Annotated in this window: 11 protein-coding genes, 5 tRNA genes and 1 other RNA gene; 16 read left to right on the forward strand and 1 reads right to left on the reverse strand. The window is 41.5% G+C overall.

The annotated features are described in order from the left end of the window. Window positions 1–60 precede the first annotated feature (60 nt). From gyrB to spoIIR, 12 genes are all read left to right on the forward strand, one after another. Window positions 61–1995, forward strand: a complete 1935-nt coding sequence (gene gyrB / locus ACYQ3Q_RS11200; protein ID WP_459928624.1) for a DNA topoisomerase (ATP-hydrolyzing) subunit B — start codon at window positions 61–63, stop codon at window positions 1993–1995. Between the two features lie 14 nt (window positions 1996–2009). Then, a complete protein-coding gene (gene gyrA, locus ACYQ3Q_RS11205; RefSeq protein ID WP_459928625.1) occupies window positions 2010–4493 on the forward strand; it encodes a DNA gyrase subunit A in 2484 nt (827 codons plus the stop codon). 115 nt (window positions 4494–4608) lie between these two features. Then, window positions 4609–5493 carry a pyridoxal 5'-phosphate synthase lyase subunit PdxS gene (pdxS, locus tag ACYQ3Q_RS11210; protein WP_459928626.1) on the forward strand — a complete coding sequence of 295 codons (885 nt, stop codon included), beginning with the start codon at window positions 4609–4611 and terminating at the stop codon, window positions 5491–5493. A 2-nt stretch (window positions 5494–5495) separates the two neighbouring features. Then, a complete protein-coding gene (gene pdxT / locus ACYQ3Q_RS11215; RefSeq protein WP_034141166.1) occupies window positions 5496–6083 on the forward strand; it encodes a pyridoxal 5'-phosphate synthase glutaminase subunit PdxT in 588 nt (195 codons plus the stop codon). Window positions 6084–6113: 30 nt separating this feature from the next. Then, entirely contained in the window at window positions 6114–7379 is a 1266-nt protein-coding gene (serS, locus tag ACYQ3Q_RS11220; protein WP_459928627.1) for a serine--tRNA ligase, read from the forward strand. Between the two features lie 104 nt (window positions 7380–7483). Then, window positions 7484–7573: transfer RNA gene (locus ACYQ3Q_RS11225), tRNA-Ser, on the forward strand. 89 nt (window positions 7574–7662) lie between these two features. Next, window positions 7663–7739, forward strand: a tRNA-Arg gene (locus ACYQ3Q_RS11230). 83 nt (window positions 7740–7822) lie between these two features. Then, window positions 7823–7900, forward strand: a tRNA-Arg gene (locus ACYQ3Q_RS11235). 14 nt (window positions 7901–7914) lie between these two features. Continuing rightward, window positions 7915–8361 (forward strand): tRNA adenosine(34) deaminase TadA, encoded by a 447-nt coding sequence (tadA, locus tag ACYQ3Q_RS11240; RefSeq protein ID WP_459928628.1) that lies wholly within the window; start codon window positions 7915–7917, stop codon window positions 8359–8361. Between the two features lie 115 nt (window positions 8362–8476). Further along, a tRNA-Ser gene (locus tag ACYQ3Q_RS11245) sits at window positions 8477–8567 on the forward strand. 331 nt (window positions 8568–8898) lie between these two features. After that, window positions 8899–9252, forward strand: a complete 354-nt coding sequence (locus ACYQ3Q_RS11250; RefSeq protein ID WP_459928629.1) for a DinB family protein — start codon at window positions 8899–8901, stop codon at window positions 9250–9252. Window positions 9253–10571: 1319 nt separating this feature from the next. Continuing rightward, the gene (gene spoIIR / locus ACYQ3Q_RS11255; protein WP_459928630.1) at window positions 10572–11291 is read left to right on the forward strand and encodes a stage II sporulation protein R; all 720 of its coding nucleotides are present in this window, start codon (window positions 10572–10574) and stop codon (window positions 11289–11291) included. 139 nt (window positions 11292–11430) lie between these two features. Here the strand turns inward: spoIIR and speD are convergent, their stop codons facing one another. Further along, window positions 11431–12207, reverse strand: a complete 777-nt coding sequence (speD, locus tag ACYQ3Q_RS11260) for an adenosylmethionine decarboxylase (RefSeq protein WP_034141217.1) — start codon at window positions 12205–12207, stop codon at window positions 11431–11433. 234 nt (window positions 12208–12441) lie between these two features. Between speD and ACYQ3Q_RS11265 the strand changes: the two genes are divergently transcribed. The 4 genes from ACYQ3Q_RS11265 (at window position 12442) to ACYQ3Q_RS11280 (ending at window position 15020) form a co-directional block, all read left to right on the forward strand. Next, window positions 12442–12533: transfer RNA gene (locus tag ACYQ3Q_RS11265), tRNA-Ser, on the forward strand. 63 nt (window positions 12534–12596) lie between these two features. Next, window positions 12597–12862: signal recognition particle sRNA large type (gene ffs / locus ACYQ3Q_RS11270), an RNA gene on the forward strand. A gap of 79 nt (window positions 12863–12941) precedes the next feature. After that, window positions 12942–14615 (forward strand): DNA polymerase III subunit gamma/tau, encoded by a 1674-nt coding sequence (gene dnaX, locus ACYQ3Q_RS11275; protein ID WP_459928631.1) that lies wholly within the window; start codon window positions 12942–12944, stop codon window positions 14613–14615. Between the two features lie 57 nt (window positions 14616–14672). Then, window positions 14673–15020 (forward strand): YbaB/EbfC family nucleoid-associated protein, encoded by a 348-nt coding sequence (locus ACYQ3Q_RS11280; RefSeq protein WP_459928632.1) that lies wholly within the window; start codon window positions 14673–14675, stop codon window positions 15018–15020. Window positions 15021–15022: the final 2 nt, after the last annotated feature.

A 15022-nucleotide genomic window follows, 5' to 3' on the forward strand; every position in this document is an offset into this window, starting at 1 on the left:
TCAGTTAAATATATGGTGTACAATAAAAAGGTTGAAGGTATTTTTTGGGAGGAAAAGGCTTTGCAAGAAAATAATGATGTACAAGTTCAGAATACGGATGATAATTATAATGCAGGGCAAATAGAGGTTCTAGAAGGACTTGAAGCCGTTCGTAAACGCCCTGGTATGTACATTGGCTCCACAAGTACCCGTGGACTTCATCATCTTGTATATGAAATAGTCGATAATAGTATTGATGAGGCATTAGCCGGTTTCTGCAATAAGATTGATGTTATGATTCATGAAAACAACAGTATTACGGTGGTCGATAATGGACGAGGGATTCCTGTTGATATTCATACTAAAACAGGGAAACCAGCTGTCGAAGTTGCTTTGACGGTATTGCATGCCGGAGGAAAATTTGGGGGAAGCGAAAGTGCTTATAAGGTATCCGGTGGACTTCATGGTGTTGGTCTGAGTGTAGTAAATGCCTTATCAAAGTGGTTAATCGTTGAGGTCTCTAAAGGGGGACATGTTTTTCAGCAAGAATATGCCCAAGGAAAACCGACGACTCTATTGGCCAACATTGGACAAACAGAGAACACTGGTACTAAGATAACCTTTATCCCTGACCCAGAAATTTTTGAAGAAACTGTTTATGATTTTAATATTTTGGCACATAGGTTAAGGGAATTATCCTTTTTGAATAAAAGTGTGACTATTAATTTAACGGATGAGCGAACAAATATTAAAGAAACGTTCTTACACACCGGTGGGATCCAAGATTTTGTAAGCTATTTAAATAAAAGCAGAGATTGCTTACATCCCCAGCCAATTTTCATTGAAACGACTAAGGATAATGTTCAAGTAGAAGTTTGTATTCAATATAATGATAGTTATGCCGAAAATTTATTTTCGTATGCTAATAATATTAATACCCAAGAAGGGGGAACCCATGAGGCGGGTTTTAAGTCAGCTTTGACAAGGGTGATTAATGATTATGCTCGTAAAAGTAATATGCTTAAAGCAGCTGACTCAAATCTGTCCGGAGATGATATTCGCGAAGGACTAACCGCTGTTATTTCTGTCAAAGTCCCTGATCCTCAGTTTGAAGGACAAACTAAAACAAAACTTGGCAACAGTGAGATTCGGGGAATTGTGGACTCTGCTACTGGTGAAGGGTTATCCACGTTTCTAGAGGAGAACCCTTCTATTGCCAGAAAATTCATTGATAAATCCGTTCAAGCAGCTCGAGCTCGGGATGCTGCTCGTAAAGCACGAGAATTAACACGTCGTAAGAGCGCCTTAGAGGGTACTTCTCTGCCCGGAAAACTAGCAGATTGTTCTTGGAAGGAACCAGACCTATGTGAGATGTATCTTGTCGAGGGAGATAGTGCAGGTGGTTCTGCAAAACAAGGAAGGGATAGAAGGTTTCAAGCAATCTTGCCTTTACGAGGGAAAATTATCAATGTTGAAAAGGCAAGACTGGATAAAATATTGGGCAATGTTGAAATAAGAGCCATGATTACAGCGATGGGTACTGGTATTTCGGATGAATTTGATATTTCTAAAGCACGCTATCACAAACTGATTATTATGACGGATGCTGACGTAGATGGTGCCCATATTCGAACCCTTTTATTAACATTTTTCTACCGTTATATGAGACCACTAATTGAAAATAATTATATCTATATTGCCCAACCCCCTCTCTTTAAGGTAAAAAAAGGGAGAGATCTTCAATATGCCTACTCTGACATTGAACTCAATAAGATTCTTGAGAAAATAGGGAGAGATAAAGTTGAGATTCAGCGTTATAAAGGCTTAGGTGAAATGAATCCCGACCAGTTATGGGAAACCACCATGGACCCTGCCAAACGCACGATTTTGCGAGTGACTATGGAAGATGCCATGAGAACTGAAGAAATGTTTACGGTCTTAATGGGAGATAGAGTAGAACCACGTCGTGATTTCATAAATCGATATGCCAAAGATGTACGTAATCTAGATGCTTAAAGGAGTGCTCATTGATGTCGGATGAAATACTGGAAGGGAAGGTCCTTCCCGTCGAAATAGCGGATGAAATGCAAAAATCGTTTATCGACTACTCGATGAGTGTTATCGTGAGCCGTGCTTTGCCCGATGTCCGAGACGGGCTTAAACCGGTACATCGCAGAATATTATATACCCTTCACGAATTGGGGCTGACTCCCAATAAGCCTTATAGTAAGTCTGCGCGTCTTGTCGGGGATTGCATGGGTAAATTTCATCCTCACGGGGATAGTTCAATTTATGATGCCGTTGTCCGGATGGACCAAGATTTTGCAAGTCGCTATCCACTAATTGACGGACATGGAAATTTTGGCTCTATTGATGGAGATTCTGCTGCTGCTATGCGTTATACAGAACTTCGTATGGCAAAAATAGCGACCTATATGTTGGCAGATATTGATAAAGAAACCGTTGATTTTACTCCAAATTACGATGAAAAACAGGAGGAACCCACGGTATTACCAGCGAAATTTCCTAATTTACTCGTGAATGGGTCATCAGGAATTGCGGTTGGCATGGCAACAAATATTCCTCCCCATAATTTATCAGAAGTTGTTGAAGCAACGATGGCCTTGTTAGATAACCCCGAGTTATCCATCGACGAACTCATGAATTATGTCAAAGGCCCTGATTTTCCAACGGGTGGAACGATCATGGGTTATGAAGGGATAAGATCTGCTTACACGACAGGAAGAGGGTCTGTCAAAACACGAGCAAAAGCAACCATTGAACGCATGGAGAAGTCTGGAAAGACGCGAATACTTGTCACTGAAATCCCTTTTATGGTTAATAAAGCAAGAATGATTGAGAAGATCGCGGATCTAGTTCGTGATAAAAAACTTGATGGAATTACAGATTTGCGAGATGAATCAGACCGCTCGGGGATGCGAATTGTAATAGAGCTAAGGCGGGATGTCAATCCACAGGTCATCTTAAATCAACTTTATAAACATACACAAATGGAAGATACGTTTGGTGTCAATATGCTCGCTCTAGTCAATGGACAGCCGCGAACTCTCACTCTTAAAGATATGATTCGTTACTTTATTGAACATCAAAAGGAAGTTATCGTTCGCAGAACTCGATTCGAACTCAATAAAGCAGAGGCAGAAGCGCATATTATTGAGGGGCTGCGTATTGCTCTAGACAATATCGATGAGGTTATTGAAACCATCCGTTCTTCCTCAGATGAAGCGAATGCCAGAATCAATCTCAGCCAGAAATTTGGTTTGAGTGAGAGACAAGCTCAGGCTATAGTGGATATGAGATTAAAACGACTAACAGGATTAGAACGTGAAAAATTAGAAAATCAGTATAACGAACTGATGAATACAATTACCTATCTGAAATCCGTTTTAGCGTCTGAGCAGATGGTTATTAATATTATAAAGGCTGAATTAACGGATATTAATCATAAATTTGGAGACGCACGTCGAACGCGCATAACCGTTGATGTCAGTAAGATGGATATAGAAGATCTGATTGCAGTAGAAGACGTGGTTATCACTGTTACCCATTATGGATATATTAAGAGATTGCCCTTGAATACTTACAAAAGCCAGCACCGGGGAGGTAAGGGTGTTCACGGAATGGCAACCAAAGAAAGAGACTTTGTGGAGCATCTCTTTACCACCACGACACATCACAATATTCTTGTCTTTACCTCCCAAGGTAAAGTGTATCGACTGAAAGCGCATGAGATTCCTGAAGCCAGTCGAACAGCCAAGGGGACTGCTGTCATTAATCTCTTAAATTTGAGTCAGCATGAAATGATCACAGCAGTTATGGCAATCAAGGATTTTAGTCCTGACTTTTTCTTGATAACAGCAACAAAAAAAGGGATTATGAAAAAGACAGCCTTGAAAGAATATGACTCATCCCGACGTGACGGTTTAATTGCTTTAACCCTAGACGAAGGGGATGAACTGATCGGTGTTAAGTTAACCCAAGGGTTAGATGATATTCTACTAGCTACAAAAAATGGTATTGCCATACGTTTCCCTGAATCTGATGTGCGTTATATGGGACGTACAGCGCGTGGTGTGAAAGGAATAAGGCTAGAGGAAAATGACTCCGTCGTCGGCATGGATGTGATTGGCGATGAAGGTGAGCTCTTAACCATGAGTGAAAATGGCTTTGCTAAACGCACCAATCTTAAGGAGTTCCGAATCCAAGGGCGTGGTGGTAAAGGGATTATCGTCATGAAATTAAATGCCAAAACGGGTACATTGGTTGGAATCAAGGTTGTCCAAGAGGAAGACCAACTGATGGTCATCACTAATAATGGCATTATGCTGCGAATTCAAGTGTCCAGTATATCCACACAGGGCCGTTCAGCGCAAGGGGTAATGGCCATGCGTACGGGGGCAAGTAGTGTGGTTGCGATAGCCAAAGTTGTCATGAAAGATGAAGCAGAAATCGAAGATAATGATCTTGCTGAGGATACCTTAGGTGAGGACTAAATTGACAAATTTCGCGCTAGGTGTTAACATTTCTGGATATCATATAAAATGCTGTTTTTATGCAAACTAAGGTTCAACCAATGCTAACCTGAAAAAACTTTGAGGAGGAACTATAATGACTGATATTGGATCTTTAAAAGTAAAAACCGGACTTGCGGAAATGCTCAAGGGTGGCGTTATCATGGATGTCACAACTCCCGAACAGGCAAAAATTGCAGAAGAAGCTGGAGCATGCGCAGTAATGGCGCTGGAGCGTGTTCCTTCGGATATACGGGCTGAGGGTGGAGTTGCTCGGATGGCAGACCCTTCCATCATTGAGGGTATTATGGCTGTGGTTTCGATCCCCGTTATGGCGAAAGCACGGATCGGACATTTTGTAGAAGCCCGAATCTTAGAAGCGTTAGGTGCTGATTACATAGATGAGTCTGAAGTATTAACACCTGCCGATGATACTTATCATATCAACAAACATGACTTTAAAGTGCCTTTTGTATGTGGTTGCCGTAATCTAGGGGAAGCATTGCGCCGAATCGGCGAAGGGGCTGCTATGATTCGTACTAAAGGGGAACCTGGAACAGGTAACGTTGTTGAAGCTGTGCGACATATGCGTACGGTTATGAGCGAAATTAGGGCTTTAACTTTAATGCCTAAAGAAGAGCTTATGACAGCTGCTAAAAACATGGGTGCTCCCTATGATCTAGTTTTGTATGTTGCTGAACATGGAAAGTTACCCGTTGTAAATTTTGCAGCAGGAGGCATAGCTACACCAGCAGATGCCGCGTTGATGATGCAACTCGGGGTAGACGGAATTTTTGTGGGCTCTGGAATTTTTAAATCAGGAGATCCAAAAGCTCGTGCTAAGGCAATTGTTCTAGCAACAACTCACTATAACGACCCTAAAATGCTCGCTCAAATTTCTAAAGATTTAGGACAACCTATGTCCGGAATCGAAATTTCGACACTGACAGAATCTCAGCGTATGCAAGAACGGGGTTGGTAAGAATGAAAAAGCGTGTTGGCGTTTTGGCACTGCAAGGTGCTTTCCGCGAGCACCGTCAGGTCTTAGAAAACTTGGGTTGTGACGTTGTAGAGGTGCGTAAGTCAAGCGATCTTAATGGAATTCATGGGCTGATAATTCCTGGTGGAGAAAGCACGACGATTGGCAAACTATTAATGATTGATGAGATGGGTGAAAGAATCAAAGAATTAGGCACGAAAGATGTTCCGATTTTTGGTACATGCGCAGGCATGATTTTACTCAGCAAAACGATCGTTGATAGTGATCAGTATCGATTGAATCTAATGGATACAGTCGTAGAGCGCAATGCTTTCGGTAGACAAGTGGCAAGTTTTGAAACAGACCTTTTAGTGCCTGCCATGGGTCCCCACCCATTGCGTGCTGTATTTATCAGAGCACCCTACCTTCGTGAAGTTGCTCCGAATGTCGGTATATTGTCTGAATTTGAAGGTAAGATTGTCTTTGCACGGCAAGGAAATTTATTAGCCAGTGCATTTCATCCAGAACTTACCCCGGATCTACGAGTCCATCAATACTTCTTAGACATGATCGATGAACATTGGGCCAATTAATTTGTGTTCTGGCATGGGAGGGATTTATGTATGTTGGATCTTAAGTTCGTTCGTAATAATCCCAATGTGGTTAAGGAAGCATTGCAAAAGCGCTATGTTTCAATTAGCCTTGACAACTTTTTGATTCAAGAAGAAGAAAGGCGTAAACTTCTTTTTGAAATTGAAACATTGAAAGCCCGTCGTAATTCTGTTTCGGAAGAAGTTGGACGCCTTAAGAAAAGCGGGGGAGACACTGAAAGCCTCGTTTTAGAAATGCGCGAAGTTGGTCAAACAATCAGGGACTTGGAACAAAAATCGGCAGATATTGTGCAAGAAATGGAAAAGGTCCTCTATGAAATTCCTAACATTCCTCATGCCAGCGTTCCTATTGGTGCAGATGAAGCAGACAATGTTCAAGTTCGCTCTTGGGGTACCCCCCGTAGTTTTGACTTTGAACCAAAACCACATTATGAGATCGGTGAAAAGTTGGATATTTTCGACTTCGTCAGAGCTTCTAAAGTTACCGGGGCCCGCTTTACCTATTGTAAAGGGTTAGGTGCCAAGCTTGAACGTTCACTTATATCGTTGATGCTTGATCGCCATATTGCTAATGGCTATACAGAGATACTTCCACCCTACATGGTAAATCGTGCTTCTATGACGGGTACGGGTCAACTTCCTAAATTTGAGGATGACGCCTTCAAAGTGGAGGGAACAGATTACTTCCTAATTCCTACGGCCGAAGTACCTGTCACCAATCTTTATCGCGAAGAAATATTAGATGGTAACCAACTCCCAATTCATCACTGTGCCTATAGTGCTTGTTTTCGTTCTGAAGCGGGTTCAGCAGGTCGGGACACTAGGGGTCTTATCCGGCAACACCAATTTAACAAAGTAGAGCTTGTTAAATTTACCCTTCCAGAGAATTCTTATGAAGAACTTGAAACGCTGACGAGAGATGCTGAAGGCATTCTTCAAGAATTGGAACTTCCTTACCGAGTTATGGCCTTGGCTACAGGAGATCTTGGGTTTACCTCTGCCAAGACCTATGATTTGGAAGTATGGTTGCCTAGCTTTAATACCTATAGGGAAATTTCTTCTTGCAGTAACTTTGAAGATTTCCAAGCTCGTCGAGCCAACATTCGTTTCAGGAGAGGGCCTAAGGAAAAACCAGAGTATCTCCACACGCTCAATGGAAGCGGATTAGCAATTGGACGTACCGTGGCAGCTATCATTGAAAACTATCAAGAACAAGATGGTAGGGTACGAGTTCCTAAAGCTCTCCAGCCATATATGGGTGTGGAATATATCGGATAAAGGTTTGTAGGACAAAAAGAAAATCAAAATAGAAAATAATACTAATTGACGATAGTTGAAATTCTAAGACATTTGTGTTATGCTTTTCTTCGGTCGTTTTATTTGGAGGGGTGTTCGAGCGGTTTAAGGACCCGGTCTTGAAAACCGGTGACTTCGCAAGGGGTCCGTGGGTTCGAATCCCACCCCCTCCGCCATATTCGAAGTTCGATGTTCGAAGTTCGAGAGAATGTTTTAGTGACTTTGTAAGACTCTTTATTTTGATGGGTCGCCATTATGGCTATATGCGCTTGTAGTTCAGCTGGATAGAGCGTCAGACTTCGAATCTGAATGTCGGGGGTTCGAATCCCTCCGAGCGCACCATTATCGATGTTAGTGGTTCGATATTCGAGATTCGTATATCGAACCTTTTACTCTCTTTAAGTTGTTCTAAACATTATTACTATGGCCTCGTAGCTCAGTGGATAGAGCGGGGGTTTCCTAAACCCTGTCTTGCGGAGGTTCGACTCCTCCCGGGGTCACCAAAACAGAGGTAGCTATGCTTCATCAAGACTGGATGCGCGTTGCGCTCAGACAAGCTCAGATGGCCTATGAACAAGGGGAAGTTCCGATTGGGGCTGTCATTGTTAAGGACGGTCAAGTGATTGCCTCAGCGTTCAATGAAAAAGAATTGAGAAACGATTCCACAGCACATGCTGAGATCTTAGTAATCCAACGAGCGTCTGAAGCATTAGGGAGTTGGCGGCTAACGGATACCACCCTATATGTAACCTTAGAGCCCTGCCCGATGTGTGCTGGAGCAATAGTTCAGTCGCGCATAAAGCAATTGGTTTATGGTGCTGCGGATTTAAAAGGCGGTGCTACAGGCTCTGTAATGAATGTGTTGGATACGACGCTATGGAATCATAAGGTAGACATCGTAGCAGGGATTTTAGAAGAAGAGTGCTCGGATATCTTAAAATCTTTTTTTAAACGATTACGTTGAGATGTACTATTGGACAAATTGTTACAAAGCTTAACTAGAATTAGTGTTTTTTATAAACGCTTTTCTGACGCTTTGATGAGAACTTGTTTTTCATCAAAGCCATATAATTCTATATGGAGGAGTATCGAAGTGGTCATAACGAGAGCGACTCGAAATCGTTTGACGGTGTGAGCCGTCCGTGGGTTCGAATCCCACCTCCTCCGCCATTACATAAAGAAGAAACAGGGGCCTTCGCGGGTGAACGCGAAGGCCCCTGTTAATCTTTTCAGCTACTTCATTTTGCATCCCAGATAAAACATGAGAATAAAGGTTCATCACAAGGGTAATCGGGGGGGATCGAAGGCGATTTAGGAGAATTGGGTTGACACTAGGTTTAGAGTTTATATTTAGTCGTAGCAAAAATAGATCACTTTGTTTAGGGTGTAGTAGAATTCACCAAATGATTATGATAGACTAAAGTTGTCTAATAATTCAGAGTTGATTGTTCTAACAATGTAGACCTAGTGTTTTATTGAATAAACATGGAGGTAACAGGTTTTGAGAGAATTTTTATTTAACCAACTGAAGGCAGTACGTGGTGATACCATTAATGTAGTGAAAGAACTCAGTGAAAGCCAAGCGGATTCAATTCCTGAAGGGTTCAATAATAATATTCGCTGGAATCTCGGTCATATTTATCTAGTACAAGAACTATTTGGTTTTCATTTCGCACAAGAGCCGATGTTAATGCCGGATGGGTTTACAGATTTATTTGGGCGTGGCAGTAAACCTAATGAGTGGAAGGTACAACCACCAACGTTACCTGAGCTGATTCAATTGTTAGAAGACCAAACAAGTCGAATTGAAGTCTACGGGGACTCAATTTCAAGGTTTATCTACAGGGTGAGTTAGTGGAGAATCCAGTGGATCACCCAATTATTAGACCGTCATGATTTCCCGCCAGGCAAACCTAGCACAAAAGAAAGAACTGGCCAAGGCCATCGCCGGGATTCCTTCAAAATGATCCTAACTTGATCGTTTACATGAACTATGATAGTTGATTAATTCTGCCTTACAGATAGATTTGACTTTCTCTTTCCACCCATTAATAATTAAGGATCTCCGTAACTATACACGAAGACCCTTTTACTATTTTGGAAATAGTGGGAGGAGAAAGTCGCTAGCAATTATTTCGGCTTTTTGGCTTGCTTAGGTTTTTTTGTCTCCTTTTTGGTGCTTTTTTCTCCCATTGTAGGTCACTCCTTTCGAACAAAATAGAGTTTTTTTATAGCAAGCAAATTCCTGTTCAGAAACAGGGTAAAGGAGTAAAAGAATAGCCTATGTTAAAGTATACCACGATAGACGGATAAATTCCTAGATTGGTTAATCCTTCTACCTATGAGTTCAAATGGTAAAGGGAACGTTTGAACCGGGGCCTTATGATTTAAAACAATAGCTGTTTACTGAAGATTAATTTACTAAATATTACTAGAATATTATCTAATAAAGAGGTTAATAATATGATCATAAGGGTACGTGATGGTTGAGCCAAGATTTATATATGCTCTTTACGGGGTGTATATGGGTCGGCTAAAGATGATATACAGGTAGTAAAATGCTTGTATATTGTCGGAGGGAAGATCTTCTATGGTGGGGAAAAGCTTTACTGCAGTCTTCTAAGATTGTTTTATGGTTCCAACTTATCATATAGGGTCGAGCTAAGATTTTGCTGGGTGTTGATTTTTCTTACTCAACCATATGTCAGTAGATGTATGCATGTGTAAGAAAGTCGGTTATATACAGCCGAAAGGTTGTATGTAGCTGAGTAGATATCTTGTAAGGTCGAACGAATCATGAGTATGGGTGGTGACCTGCTTGATTATGGTCGAAAGATCATAGTTGGGTAATAAGCGATCTATATTGGTGTTAGGTAGATCATTACGTGCTCTTATATATTAATCTAAAAGCTAAAAGAAGTTATTTTGATATGAGTTATTTTATTATATAGAGAGAATCAATCTAGGGTCTTCGTGGATGGTATACGCGAAGTCCTTTTAGTTTTATGGATAGAGGAACGAGCCGAGGGAAGTTGCAATTTGATGAAAAATTAATAAATGAATCAATCAAATAAGAAAGCACCTTGCTTAAATCTTCACATTCTTGGACAGACTGCTATTAGAGAAATAAATTGACCACTAATGCATGAAGTTCAGGAGGGCGGGATTAGACTTATGAAAGCATGGAGATCAATTAATATCATCCTTTTAAGTATGATTACAACTTTGGGAGTCGCGGCTTATTGGGGGCCACTTAAAGAAAGTAATGCAGGTACTAGTACTGGTTTTAGCGCGAGTACTAATGCTGTGAATGCCTATAAAACGAACGAATCGACGGATGACATTGAATTCGCTCCAACTCCGGACGAACTGATTCGATTTCATGTTCTCGCTAACTCTGACAGCGAACAGGATCAGGAGCTGAAGCGTGCGGTTCGAGATGCTATCTTAAAAGAAGTTTCGCCTCGGCTAGCGGTTTCTCAGTCGTTAGATGAATCACGAGATATTCTTAAGCAGCTTAGCACTGAAATGGAGGATATAGGGCGTACTGTGGTCAGGGATTGGGGAAAGGATTACTCAGTGCGTACAGAATATGGACATTTTTCTTTTCCAACTAAGTCTTATGGATCCTTAGTACTCCCTGCAGGTCAATATGAAGCTTTACGCTTCGTGATCGGTGAAGGAAAGGGATCAAACTGGTGGTGCGTGCTTTTCCCACCGCTCTGTTTTATTGATATTAAGAGTTCAACAGCCGTTCCAGTGGATGGAAAGGCGGGGGTTCCCCTTAAAAATGAAGTCTCTGTTGATTCGAAAGAACAGACGAATAAAAATCACCTCATTACGGCTAAGCCAAAAGTTCGCTTTTACTTCTGGGAATTAATCAATCGCATATGAAAAATCACATATTCTGTCCTTTTGACTAAGCCGGAAACTGTCTAAGTATAAGAACGACACTTGGATTAACTAGGTATAAGGATAGGGCTAAGGATAGGGCTAAGGCTAGGCTAACGCTAAGCTAGTCTAAGTCCTAAGCCTAAGCTCTGGGTATATTCCTCCCGTGGAATATCTCCGACATTTCTTTAGTTAAGCGTTGTTTAATCTTTTTCTTTTCACTGGGCGAAAGTTCTTTTTTTGCAGTGCCAAATAGATAACTATCGAGATCAAAGTCTTTTAAGATCATTTTTGTATGAAAAATGTTTTCCTGATAGACGTTGACGTCGATCATTTGATAAAGTTCCTTTTTTTCCTTAGCCAAGTAGTTTTGAATGGAATTTATTTTATGATCAATAAAAAATTTTCTACCGTCAAGATCTCGTGTAAAGCCTCGGACGCGATAGTCGATGATGGCAATATCTGAATAAAAATTAGTCACGAGATAGTTAAGGGCTGCCAGTGGGGAAATCTTCCCACAGGTTGAAACGTCAATGTCTGCCCTGAAGGTACTAATCCCTTTATTGGGATGACTTTCTGGATAGGTGTGAACTGTGATGTGACTTTTATCTAAATGGGCCACCACATTAGCCGGTATTGTCACATCTTGCTCTTCAGAAACGAGCATTGTAACACTTGCCCCTTGAGGATTATAATCTTGTTTAGCAATATTGAGGATATTGGCGCCGATAATGCTGGCTACATCTGAAAGAATTCTAGCGAGACGATCAGAATTGTATTCTTCATCTATGTAATCGATATAGGCTTGACGGTGCTCGGGAGACTTGGCATAGCAAATATCATACATATTGAAACTCAAAGTTTTGGTTAGGTTATTAAAGCCGTATAATTTTAATTCTTTTAATGGTTTAATTTCCATTTCATCCTCCAAAATTAGTTTAAAAAACTTGATTAAATAAAGTTCATACATAGAGTACTCTACGATATTTAAGGCAAAAATATTCAACATAAACGAAGAAATATATATGATTACATAAATTCACAGTAGATTTACCATTGACGTGCATGTTTCTTTGCGATATAATCTCTCTTGTTCACTAAACACAGAAAACACATTAATTTTATATTAATAGGTAGATTGTTTATCGAACTCGGAGAGGTGGCTGAGTGGTCGAAGGCGCCCGCCTGGAAAGCGGGTACATTGGGCAACCGGTGTCGAGGGTTCAAATCCCTCTCTCTCCGCCATTTTTAGATGATTCCAGCCAAAGTATTCGACTTCGGCTTTTTATTTTGCTATAATTGATTTAGCCGTACTAGACGGGGAGGTAGCGGTTCCCTGTAACTTGCAGCCCGCTCTAGCAAGGTGGAATTCCCGCGAAAGGTCCACGCCTGTGAAGCAGTCTTTGGTGGGCAGCGATGAGATTTTGGTCTTACGCAACAGAACACTCCGAACCGTGTCAGATCTTGACGGAAGCAGCACTAAGGAGAGCGTTTTGTGTGCCGTAAGGTTGCCTGAATTGAGTATGCCGACCAAGGTAACGTTCGGAGGCGCTGGTTCGATCTAGGGTGTACGGCTATTTATGAAAGATAAAGGTGGTCAATGTACCATCTTTTTTTAACATATTCCCCACTCTGTTTATTGAGGGTGATAGTATGGCTTATTTAGCGCTTTATCGTGAATGGCGCCCAAGAGTGTTTAAAGACATTGTAGGTCAAGAACATATTACTAAAACATTGATTAATGCGCTTAAACTACAGAAGATAGCACACGCTTATTTATTTAGTGGTCCAAGAGGCACAGGTAAAACTACCGCTGCCAAGATCTTAGCCAAAGCTTTGAATTGCGAAGAATTACAGGGAGTGGAGCCCTGTAATCATTGTCCTTCTTGTACGGGTATTGACCATGGTTCATCTATGGAGGTTTTTGAGATCGATGCCGCATCAAATCGGGGCATTGGCGAAATTCGTGATTTACGTGAAAATATAAAATTGAGCTCAACACAAGGGAAATATAAAGTTTATATTATCGATGAAGTACATATGTTAACTTCTGAGGCGTTCAATGCCCTGCTTAAGACATTGGAAGAGCCCCCCCAGCAGGTTATTTTCATTTTAGCTACAACAGAGGTTCAAAAAATACCTTTGACAATCCTTTCGAGGGTACAACGTTTTGAATTCCATCGAATCTCATTAGAAAATATCCAAAAACGTTTGCTTGAAGTATGTACGTCTATAGAGAGGCAGGTCAATTCGGACGCCCTTGCGGTCATTGCCCAGAAGTCTGAAGGAGGGCTACGGGATGCCTTGAGTATTTTAGACCAATGTCTTCTTCAGGATGATCCAATCGGTGTAGAAGAAGTGTATCTGGTTTTGGGTATGGTTGGTGAGACCTATAGCGCTCAGTTAGTGGAAGCATGTCTCTCCTCTGATTATGGAAAAAGTCTAAACCTTTTATCCGATGGCATCCAGCAAGGGCGAGACCCACGTCAGATTATCCGGGAGTTGCTTGATTATCTCCGCCAAATGTTATTGACAGCGTCTACAGGGAAAACCCCTATGGTTGCGCCACACATTCAAGATCGTTTGGTCAAACAGGCTGAAACTATTGGAATTCCCCGATTGTTGCGCTGGATCTCTGTATTACTACAAGGAGAAGGTCAGCTTAAGTATGCTTCGAATGCTCGATTGGCTGCTGAACTTTTATTAGTCCAGACCATTCATGATAGTCAACCTTCTGCGATGGATGGGCAGGAGGAGATACTGAGGCGGTTGTCTCTAATCGAGCAACAGCTTCAAGGCGGTGGTTTTGTTCGGGCGGGATTACCCGAAGAAAAGCCACCGGTCAGTACTAAATTGAGTCGTGTGATTCCGAAGGATCCACCCCAGGCCCAGAAAATTTCTTATGCAGAAGTAATAACCGCGGATTCAGGGAACACTGCCGAGGAATCTAAACTCAGCCTGACCATCGAGGGAATTCAAGAGCGTTGGAATGATGTTTTAGAACAGGTTAAAAAACTTAAAAAGTCAACCCAGGCTTTTTTGATGGAAGGAAAACCAGTTCAACTTGATGGTAAGACTTTGACGATCCTCTTTCGTGAAGGTTGTTCTTTTCATAAAGACAAAGTCAATCAGTCAGAAAATCGACAGACCATCGAAGATGTTCTTAAGCGCCTATTTGGTACTTCCCTAACCCTGCAGAATTTTATGGAAAACGAATTTCAGACCAAGGAGACACGGTCGAGTCAAGACTCGAAAAAGCAGGAGCAAGCTTTGATAAACAAAGCCAGAGACATGTTCGGGTCAGATCTGGTAGTGGTTAGGGAGTAATCAATAAGAGCTACGAGTGAATAATACTAGTAATAACGAAGATAGGATGTGTTTAAAATGGCGGGTTTTAAAGGTATGGGCGGTGGCGGCATGGGTGGTAATATGAGCCAAATGCTCAAGCAAGCTCAAAAGATGCAAGAGGATATGGCGAAGGTTCAGGAAGAACTTCTGACTAAAACAGTGGATGCCTCTTCTGGCGGAGGAATGGTTCAAGTTATCGTCAGTGGGAAAATGGAATTGGTCGAATTGAAAATCAAGCCTGAAGCAGTTGACCCTGAGGATGTTGAAATGCTGGAAGATCTTATCAAAGCAGCATTAAATGAAGGGTTAAGGAAAGCTCAGGAAATGGCTAGTCAAGAAATGGGTAAACTCACCGGCGGTTTAAAGATCCCCGGATTGTTCTAGGT

The organism is Desulfosporosinus burensis (assembly GCF_054657535.1).

What these genes read in the sequence shown, in the direction of transcription:
- gyrA (WP_459928625.1), top strand. Translation starts at nt 2,010, where the DNA reads ATGTCGGATGAAATACTGGAAGGGAAGGTCCTTCCCGTCGAAATAGCG.
- pdxS (WP_459928626.1), top strand. Translation starts at nt 4,609, where the DNA reads ATGACTGATATTGGATCTTTAAAAGTAAAAACCGGACTTGCGGAAATG.
- pdxT (WP_034141166.1), top strand. Translation starts at nt 5,496, where the DNA reads ATGAAAAAGCGTGTTGGCGTTTTGGCACTGCAAGGTGCTTTCCGCGAG.
- serS (WP_459928627.1), top strand. Translation starts at nt 6,114, where the DNA reads ATGTTGGATCTTAAGTTCGTTCGTAATAATCCCAATGTGGTTAAGGAA.
- tadA (WP_459928628.1), top strand. Translation starts at nt 7,915, where the DNA reads ATGCTTCATCAAGACTGGATGCGCGTTGCGCTCAGACAAGCTCAGATG.
- spoIIR (WP_459928630.1), top strand. Translation starts at nt 10,572, where the DNA reads ATGAAAGCATGGAGATCAATTAATATCATCCTTTTAAGTATGATTACA.
- speD (WP_034141217.1), bottom strand. Translation starts at nt 12,207, where the DNA reads ATGGAAATTAAACCATTAAAAGAATTAAAATTATACGGCTTTAATAAC.
- dnaX (WP_459928631.1), top strand. Translation starts at nt 12,942, where the DNA reads ATGGCTTATTTAGCGCTTTATCGTGAATGGCGCCCAAGAGTGTTTAAA.
- ACYQ3Q_RS11280 (WP_459928632.1), top strand. Translation starts at nt 14,673, where the DNA reads ATGGCGGGTTTTAAAGGTATGGGCGGTGGCGGCATGGGTGGTAATATG.